At 73.2% G+C, this 4,163-nt stretch carries 2 protein-coding genes and 1 pseudogene; all 3 read right to left on the bottom strand.

The genetic code is table 11. The features are described 5' to 3' along the window. Positions 1–140: pseudogene (locus H5J30_RS36850) on the bottom strand (GNAT family N-acetyltransferase); the annotation flags it as partial. A 185-nt stretch (positions 141–325) separates the two neighbouring features. Beyond that, on the bottom strand, positions 326–2,956 hold the full coding sequence (locus H5J30_RS20050) for an ABC transporter permease (RefSeq protein WP_181788789.1): 2,631 nt from the start codon (positions 2,954–2,956) through the stop codon (positions 326–328). A 7-nt stretch (positions 2,957–2,963) separates the two neighbouring features. Further along, on the bottom strand, positions 2,964–3,746 hold the full coding sequence (locus H5J30_RS20055; RefSeq protein WP_181788790.1) for an ABC transporter ATP-binding protein: 783 nt from the start codon (positions 3,744–3,746) through the stop codon (positions 2,964–2,966). Between the last annotated feature and the right edge of the window lie 417 nt (positions 3,747–4,163).

Consider the following 4,163-nt stretch of genomic DNA (forward strand, 5'->3'; position numbering starts at 1 on the left):
TCGCGCTCCAGCAGCCCGAGCACACCCGCCTCGTCGTCGCTGACGGACGTGCCCTCCGCCGCGGTCCGCCAGAACGCGAGCACCGCCGGTACGTCCGCGGGCTCCGCGGCCCGGATGTGGAGATCGTCCATGCCCGGCATCCCATCACCGAGTCCCCGCCCGCGTCGACCTGATTCGGCCTAAGCCGTGGCGACGGCTGCCCGGCCGCCCGGTCCGTCCCCGGCCGCTCGCGCGCATTCCTCCCGGCCCTCCGTGCCCGTCCGCCCCGGGGCCGCTCACGGGAGGGCGCCCGCCCGGCCCGTACGGGCGTGCCCCGGGGCCGCGGTCACTCGTGCGCGATGGCCGCCAGGACGTTGAGCCGGGATGCCCGCAGCGCCGGCAGCAGGGCGGCGAGCAGGCCGACCAGCACCGACCCGATCACCACCGCGAGCTGCACCGTCCAGTCGATCGCGAAGGCGCGCATGCCCTCCAGCGCCAGCACCTCGTGCACCCCCGCGCCCCACGCCAGGCCCAGCACCAGGCCGAGCAGCGCGCCGAACACGGCGATCACGACGGACTCCAGCCGGATCATCCGCCGCGTCTGGCGTCTGGACAGGCCGATGGCCCGCAGCATGCCGATCTCCCGGGTCCGCTCCACCACCGACAGCGCCAGCGTGTTCACCACACCCAGCACCGCGATGACGATCGCCAGCCCCAGCAGTGCGAAGACCAGATAGAGCAGCACGACGATCTGCTCCCGGATCAGCTCCTTGAAATCGGCCTGGTCGCGCACCTTGACCTGCGGGAAGTCCGCAAGACCGCTCTCCAGCGACGCGCGCAGCCGATCGACGTCGGTGCCGCTCGCGGCGTTGACGAAGACGACCGCCTCCTGGCCGCCGGGCAGGTACTTCTCCAGGGTCTCCATGCCCAGGAAGAAGCCGCCCGCCGCGCCGAACCCGCCGCTGGTCTCCTGCTTGGTGAGCGCCCCGACGGTCAGCTCCGCCTCCTCGCCGTTGGGGAACTGCACCTGAAGCGTGCTGCCGACACGTATGCCGTGGTCGCGGGCGAACTGCCGCTGCAGGCCCACGTGCCCGGGTGCGAGCGCGGCCCCGGTGTTCCCCTCCGCGTACTCCAGGCGGCTGACCTTGTCCAGCTCCTTGTCGAAGGCGCCCGCGCTGGTGCTGGTCTTCTCGCCGTCGGGCAGCGTGACCCGCAGCGGCGCGAACCGCTGGCGGACGACGAGGCCCACGCCGTCCGCGTCCTTGACCCGCTCGGTGACCTCGCGGGGGAACGGGCCGAAGCTGTCGCTCTGCACGAGGAAGTCGGCGCCCAGCGTCCGGTCGATCTCCTCGTCGAAGGACTTCGTCATGGACGCGGCGGCCACCGACATGCCGCCGACCAGGGCCAGGCCCACCATCAGCGCCACGGCCGTGGCGCCGGTGCGCCGCGGGTTGCGCAGCGCGTTGCGCTGGCTGAGGGCGCCGACCGAGCCGAAGATGCGGGGGAACCAGCCGCCGAGCACCCGGATCACCGGCCGTACCAGCAGCGGGCCGGCCGCCACCACGGCGAGCATCGTCAGCACCACGCCGCCCACCAGGTACACGGCGGAGTCCCGGGTCCGGTCCGCCGTGGCGCACAGGACGAATGACGCCGCCCCGATCACGCCGAGGACCGAGCCGAGCACCGCCCGCACCCGCATCGGCCTGCCGACCTCCGCGATCTCCAGGTCGGCGAGCGCCGCCATGGGGGAGACCCGCGCCGCGCGCCGGGCCGGCAGATACGCCGCGACGAACGTGACGCCCACGCCCACCGCGTACGCGAAGACCGGCGTCACCCAGCTCACGACCATCTCGGCCGCGTCCAGGTTCATCCCCAGCAGGCCCATCGTCTCGATGAGCCCCACGGCCAGCCCGATGCCGCTGAGCAGGCCGAGCGTGGAGCCCGCCAGACCGAGCAGCAGCGCCTCGGTGAGCACCGAGCGGCGGACCTGCCGCCGGTCCGCGCCCAGCGCGCGCATCAGCCCCAGCTCGCGGGTGCGCTGCGCGATGAGCATCGAGAACGTGTTGACGATGAGGAAGATGCCGACCAGCACGGCGATCCCGGCGAAGCCGAGCATCACGTACTTGATGATGTCGAGGAACGTGCCCAGCTCCTCCGCCGCCGACTTCGCCTGCTCGTCGGCGGTCTGCACGGCGTACTTCCCGCCGAGCGCCTCCTTGACGCGCTTCTTCAGCTCGGCGTCCGTCACGCCGGGCGCCGCGTCCACGGACACCGACGTGGCCGGCGCCGTGTCCCCGGCCGCCGTGTCCCCGGACCCCGGGGCCGCCGCCTCCCGATCCGCGGGCTCCGGCTTCTCCAGCAGCTGGCGCTGCGCCGCCGCCGTCTCCAGGTAGACCACGGTCGCGCCCGGGTTCGTGGTCGTGAACTTCGCGATGCCGACGACCTCGGCCTCGAACGTGCCGGGCTGCGCGATGACGTTGAGCGTGTCCCCGATCCCGATGTTCTTGCGGTCGGCGGTGTCCTTGTCGAGCAGGGCCTCGCCGGCGCCGGACGGTTCGCGGCCGTCCGACAGCTCCACCGGGCTGCGGTCGCTCACGTACCAGTTGGTGGCGATCGTCGGAGGGCCGGTGGTCCGGCCGAGCGGCTCGTTCTCCGCGTCGGTGACGGTGAGGTTGTCCACCTCGACGTCGAGGTGGACGTCCTGCACCCCCGGCACCTTCGCCACGTCCTGCGCCACCGACGCGGGCAGCGTCGGCACCAGCCCGGAGGCGAACCCGCGGCTCTGCTCGAACGCCTCCTTCGGGGAGACCGCGACGTCGGCGGCCGTGGAGGCGAAGAGCCGGTCGAACGTGCGGCTGACGGTGTCGGAGAAGATGAGGCTGCCGGAGACGAACGCCACCGACAGCACCACTGCCAGCGCCGAGAGCAGCATCCGCCCCTTGTGCGCGAAGAAGCTGCGCAGAGTCGCCTTGAGCACGCCGCCCTCAGCTCTTCCTGATGCCGTCGAAGCGCTTCATGCGCTCCAGCACCGCGTCGGCCGTCGGCCGCGGCATCTCGTCCACGATCCGCCCGTCGGCCAGGAAGAGCACCAGGTCGGAGTGGGCGGCGGCGCCCGGGTCGTGGGTCACCATCACGACCGTCTGCGCCAGCTGGTCGACCGCCTCCCGCAGGAAGCCCAGCACTTCGAGACCGGAGCGCGAGTCGAGGTTGCCCGTCGGCTCGTCGGCGAAGATCAGCTCGGGCCGGGAGGCCAGCGCCCGCGCGCACGCCACCCGCTGCTGCTGGCCGCCGGAGAGCTGCGAGGGCCGGTGGTCGAGCCGGTCGCGCAGGCGGAGCGTGCCGATCACCCGGTCCAGCCACTCGGGGTCGGGCTTGCGGCCCGCGATGTCCATCGGCAGCGTGATGTTCTCCAGCGCGTTCAGCGTGGGCAGCAGGTTGAACGACTGGAACATGAAGCCGATCCGGTCGCGGCGCAGCCGCGTCAGCTCCCGCTCGCCCAGGCCCGTGATCTCCGTGTCGCCCAGCCAGACCCGCCCGGAGGTCACCGTGTCGAGCCCCGCGAGGCAATGCATCAGCGTGGACTTGCCGGAGCCGGACGGGCCCATGACCGCCGTGAAGCGGGCGCGGCCGATCTCCACGTCCACCTCGTCCAGCGCCACGACCGCCGTCTCGCCGCTGCCGTACCTCTTCGTCAGCCCGCCGGCCCGGGCCGCGACCCCGGCGGGCGGTCCCGCTTCGCGTCTGTCGAGTGCCGCCGGTGTGGACAATGCCGTTCCCCCATCGGGCTGTGAGCCGGGCGCCGGGTGCGCGTTCCTGTCTGTCCGCCGCACGCCGTACGCGCCCGGCGGGGACCTGCTGCAAGGCCGCGCGACCGATCGGGTCACGCCGTCTGCCAGCGAGACTAGGCGGCCGCGGAATCGCGCGCATCCCTCCCGGGTGGCACCTGTGGACAACCCCCTACTCCCGCGGGAGGACGGCCTTCTCCTGTGGACGGCGCAGTGGCCGTCAGCCTCGCAGCGCAGTGCCCAGGACGTGGTACGAGGCCGGGGTCGGCGGCCCCTTCTCCGGCACCCGCAGCCGCCGGTACGCGCCGAGCGTGAAGCCCGCGGCGGTCAGCTCGCCGAGGACGTCGCGGCCGGAGTGGCAGCCGCCGAGCCTGCCGGCGCTGGAGGACGGCAGGCTCG

This window comes from Streptomyces phytophilus (assembly GCF_013870535.1).
GTDB classification, from domain to species: Bacteria; Actinomycetota; Actinomycetes; order Streptomycetales; family Streptomycetaceae; genus Streptomyces; species Streptomyces phytophilus.